The sequence below is a fragment of the Sulfurivirga sp. genome (assembly GCF_015490265.1).
GTDB lineage: Bacteria > Pseudomonadota > Gammaproteobacteria > Thiomicrospirales > Thiomicrospiraceae > Sulfurivirga.
On record NZ_WFYD01000047.1, the window covers coordinates 1 to 4517 of the forward strand.

General features: G+C 61.5%; 4 protein-coding genes and 1 pseudogene. 3 read left to right on the forward strand and 2 right to left on the reverse strand.

Annotation, left to right across the window (positions count from 1 at the left end; all coding sequences use genetic code 11):
* On the forward strand, positions 1 to 911 hold a 911-nt coding region (locus tag F8K16_RS03265; RefSeq protein ID WP_294946883.1), incomplete at its 5' end, for a glycosyltransferase N-terminal domain-containing protein.
* On the opposite strand, the gene F8K16_RS03270 is transcribed toward F8K16_RS03265, so the two are convergent.
* Positions 889 to 1305 carry a hypothetical protein gene (locus F8K16_RS03270; protein ID WP_294946885.1) on the reverse strand — a complete coding sequence of 139 codons (417 nt, stop codon included), beginning with the start codon at positions 1303 to 1305 and terminating at the stop codon, positions 889 to 891. The genes F8K16_RS03265 and F8K16_RS03270 overlap by 23 nt on opposite strands.
* A 98-nt stretch (positions 1306 to 1403) precedes the next feature.
* Here F8K16_RS03270 and rpoZ point away from each other — a divergent pair.
* Both rpoZ and F8K16_RS03280 read left to right on the forward strand, forming a co-directional pair.
* A pseudogene (gene rpoZ / locus F8K16_RS03275) lies at positions 1404 to 1598 on the forward strand (DNA-directed RNA polymerase subunit omega); the annotation flags it as partial.
* Between the two features lie 39 nt (positions 1599 to 1637).
* Complete coding sequence (locus F8K16_RS03280; protein ID WP_294946890.1) at positions 1638 to 3761, forward strand: bifunctional (p)ppGpp synthetase/guanosine-3',5'-bis(diphosphate) 3'-pyrophosphohydrolase; 2124 nt, start codon at positions 1638 to 1640, stop codon at positions 3759 to 3761.
* A 9-nt stretch (positions 3762 to 3770) separates the two neighbouring features.
* Here F8K16_RS03280 and F8K16_RS03285 read toward each other — a convergent pair.
* Positions 3771 to 4517: hypothetical protein (locus F8K16_RS03285; RefSeq protein ID WP_294946893.1), on the reverse strand; the 747-nt coding region annotated here is incomplete at its 5' end.

The following is a 4517-nucleotide window of genomic DNA, read 5'->3' on the forward strand; positions in this document are numbered from 1 at the left end:
GCCGCTGGATGGACGCACTCTCGCCCGCAGAGCTGTGGGTGCTGGAGACGGAACTGTGGCCCCATCTGCTGCTGGCGGCACGGGAGGCTGATGTGCCGGTGCGCATTGTCAATGCCCGCATTACCCACAAAACGCTCCGGGCGCCCGCCTTCCTGCGCACTGCCTGGCGCGAGGCGCTCGGGAGTGTCACCCAGGTGCTGGCCCGTGGATCATCGGATGCCGAAGCCTTCGTGCAGCTGGGTGCGCCAAGCGAACGGGTGTCGGCGGCGGGCAACCTCAAGGAGCTGGCCGCCGCTCGTCTGGCCCAACAGCCGCCTCGACCGCTGCGACAGGCGCCCTTTCTGCTGTTCGCCTCCGCCTACGATGACGAGATCGAAGGGCTGATGCCCATGCTGGCCGAAATGTCCCGCCCGCTGCCTTGGGTGATCGTCCCCCGCCGGCCGGATCAGGATGCCGAGTATGTGCGTCTGACGGCCGAGGAACAGGGGCTGACGACAGTGATGGTGGAACGGGATGAACAGGCTGACGCGGAAGCGGACGTTCTCATCGAAACCCGCTTCGGCACCCTGACCCGCTGGCTGAGCAATGCCGCGGCGGTGATGATGGGCGGCAGCTTCGCCCCCTATGGTGGCCACAACTTTCTTGAAGCCGCGGCGCTGGGACGGGCCATCATCACCGGCAGCGACATGCGGGATTTCACAGAGGAAACGGAAGCCTTCGTGCACGCAGGCGCGCTGATTCAGCTGGAAGACATGGAAGAAGCGGTGGAGACGGCCACACGCCTGGCCACTTCACCGGACAAGGCGCGGGCGCTGGGCGAACGGGCGCGTGCCACACTGCTGGAACGGGAAGCAGCCGTCCGCCAGCGCTATTTCACGGCGCTGGGCCTCAACCCAGACTCTTCTCATTGAGGCCGATGTCGCGCCTTGCGCCGGTGATGGAGACGCTGAAGCCGGCCATCACGTCGATCAGCGACATGACCACCAGCATCAGAAAGAACTGGTTGCCCGCCGCCGGAATGAGCAGAAACGCCAGCAGATAGCCGATGAACACGAAGGTGGAGAGCATGTGGTCCACCACCGTGATGTTGCTGATGCGCGTGGCCTTGAGCACCTCGAAAAACAGCATCACCAGACCCACCAGCACCAGCAGGCCGTTGACGGTGATGTACACCGGCGCGCCGGACACCAGCAGGAAAGAGAACAGCTCGCGGTTGAGCGTCTGCGCCCCGTCCCCCAGATAGATCACACCCAGATAGGCCAGCAGCACCCACAGCAGGGCCGGAATAGTTCCCACGATACCCATGATTCTCCTCCTTCGTTGCTGCGGCCATTTTAGCGTGACCGGCGCCGATGGGGTAAAATGAACGGTCCCGTTCATGAAATTCACAAAGGATTCCGACCATGGCACGCGTCACGGTAGAAGATTGTCTCGACAAGGTGGAAAACCGTTTTGAACTGGTTCTGGTGGCGGCCAAACGCGCACGCCAGATCGAGCGCGGCGCCGAGCCCACCGTACCCCGCGAGAACGACAAGCCCACGGTCATCGCCCTGCGCGAACTGGCCGAGAACAACATCGACCCCAAGGTTGTGCTGGAAGACCCGGACACCCCGCCGGTTTTCGGCTGATCCCTCCTGATGGAACACTCGGTCCAGCCTCTGCTTGACAGGGCCGCCGCCTATCTGCCGGCGGAGCAGGTGGCGCGGATCGAGCAAGCCTTTCAGTTCGCCTGCGACGCCCACGCCGGGCAGAAGCGCAAAAGCGGCGAGGACTACATCTGGCACCCGGTGGCGGTGGCGGAAATCCTCGCCGAGCACCAGCTTGACCATGAAAGCCTGATCGCCGCCCTGCTGCATGACGTGATCGAGGACACCCCGGTCACCAAGCAGGAGGTGGCCGAACGCTTCGGCGACACTGTGGCCGAACTGGTGGACGGCGTCACCAAGCTGGGCAAGATCAAGACCGACAGCCATCTGCAGGCCCAGGCGGAAAACTTCCGCAAGATGATGCTGGCCATGAGCCGGGATCTCAGGGTCATCCTTATCAAGCTGGCCGACCGCCTGCACAACATGCGCACCCTGGGCGTCATGCGTCCGGACAAGCAGCGGCGCATCGCCAGCGAGACGCTGGAAATCTACGCCCCCATCGCCGCCCGCCTCGGCATCAACGCCATGCGCATTGAGCTGGAGGACCTTGGCTTCAAGGCCATGCATCCGTGGCGCTACTGTGTGCTGGAGCATGCGGTCAAAAAGGCGCGCGGCCCAAGGCGCGAACTGGTCAACCAGATCACCGACGCCCTGCAGCAGCGGCTGGAGCAGGAAAAGGTGCCCGGCACCGTGCAGGGGCGGGAAAAACACCTCTACAGCCTCTACAAGAAAATGCGCGACAAGCGCATGCGCTTCGAGGAAATCCTCGACCTGTTCGCCTTCCGCATCATCACCGACAGCGTGGACGCCTGCTACCGGGCGCTGGGCGTGGTGCACCAGCTCTACAAACCCCTGCCCTTCCGCTTCAAGGACTACATCGCCATTCCCAAGCCCAACGGCTACCAGTCCCTGCATACCGTGGTCTTCGGACCCCATGGCAGCCACATCGAGGTGCAGATCCGCACCCGTCTGATGCATGAGGTGGCCGAACACGGCATCGCCGCCCACTGGGACTACAAGGAATCCGGCTCGGTCAAGCCCACCCCGGTGGAAACCCGCGCCAAGGAGTGGATCAAGCACCTGCTGGAAATCCAGCAGAACGCTGGCAATTCGGTGGAATTTCTCGAAAACGTCAAGGTGGACCTGTTTCCGGACGTCATCTACGTGTTCACTCCCAAGGGCGACATCGTCTCCCTGCCCAAGGGCGCCACACCCGTGGACTTCGCCTACCATGTGCACACCAACTTGGGTCATGCCTGCATTGGCGCCAAGGTGGACAAGGAGCTGGTGCCGCTGCGCACCCAGCTGGAAAGCGGCCAGACGGTGGAGATCATCAAGGGCAAAGAACTCCAGCCCAACCCCAGCTGGCTGGACTTTGTCGTCACGCCCAAGGCACGCACGCAGATACGCAACTTCCTCAAGCACCAGACGGCCATCAGCGCCAAGGACCTGGGGCGGCGGCTGCTCACCAAGGCGCTGCTCGGCTTCAACCTCTCCTGCCAGCATCTCACGGATGAAGAACGCCAGCGCATTCTGGATGCGCTCGGCATCGAAAGCTGGGAAGCACTGCTGGAGAAGATCGGCCTTGGCGAACGCAACGCCCAGCTGGTGGCCAAGCAGATTCACGACCTGCTGAGCGAGGATGGAGAAGACGGCGAACAGACCGGACATGAAACGCCCACGCTGGCCATCAGCGGCACGGAAGGGCTGGCAGTGCGCTTCGCCAACTGCTGTCACCCCATACCGGGTGACGACATCATCGGCTTCATCTCATCCGGCAAGGGGCTGGTCATCCACCGGGCCAACTGCCGCAACGTGCAGACCTACCGCAACCAGCCCGACAAATGGCTGGACGTGAAGTGGGAAGAGAAGGTGCAGGGACTGTATCACAGCCTGATTCAGCTGGAAGTGGAAAACCGCCGCGGCGCGCTGGCGGAGATCGCCACCACCATCGCCCGCACCGGCACCGACATCGCCCACGTGCAGTCGGAAGACAAGGACGAAACCTACAGCCTCATGCAGTTCGACATTCTGGTGCGTGACAGAAAGCACCTGGCCGAACTGATGCGCACCCTCAAGCGGGTGCCCATCGTCCAGCGCATTCAGCGGCTGTAAAAATCCTGCTCACGGCAGATTGACGACATCATCACTAAGAATGACCTTCTCAAACCCGCTGACATAATTCTTGATTCCAGCGTCCCACGCAGCCTTATCCACCAGCTTCAGCTCAAGAGTATCCGTGCCATCACCACCATCCACCGAGCCCGTAGTGGTATCGATGTTGTTGAGAACAACATAGTCATCACCCGTGCCAGCCTGAACAGTACCTTTCAGCAGGTTATGCATCTGGAAATAGTCATCACCGTCCCCCAGCGTCACAGTCTGGCCGCTGACAAGATCACCTGCGATAACCATGTCATTCCCCACGCCGGTATCAACGGCCACATCAATGGTGCCGCCCACATCAATGATGTCGCTGCCGCCATCGGTATTCAGCGCGCAGTCACGTTTGGCATCTCCCTCGATGATGAACAGGTCATCACCACTGCCCACCAGAATCGGGGCGTAGCAGGTGCCTTTCACCCGGGCGGAGTTGTTGCCGTTTTTCAAATCCCAACCTTGGGAGTTTTCATCTGGTGCCGGATAGCCAAGGTCACCCAGGGCAACCACATTGTCATCTCCATCACTGCCAATCACCTTCTGACGAGAATTGGCGAAGAAGTAGGCATAGTTGTCTCCCGGCCCAAGATAGGTATCCCGATCCGTATCACCACCGATCAGCACCTCGTCATTACCCGCACCCAGATCAACATTGCCGGCCACCTCCACCGTGTTCTCATTCTTGTAAGCCGGCTGGCCAAACCAGATGGA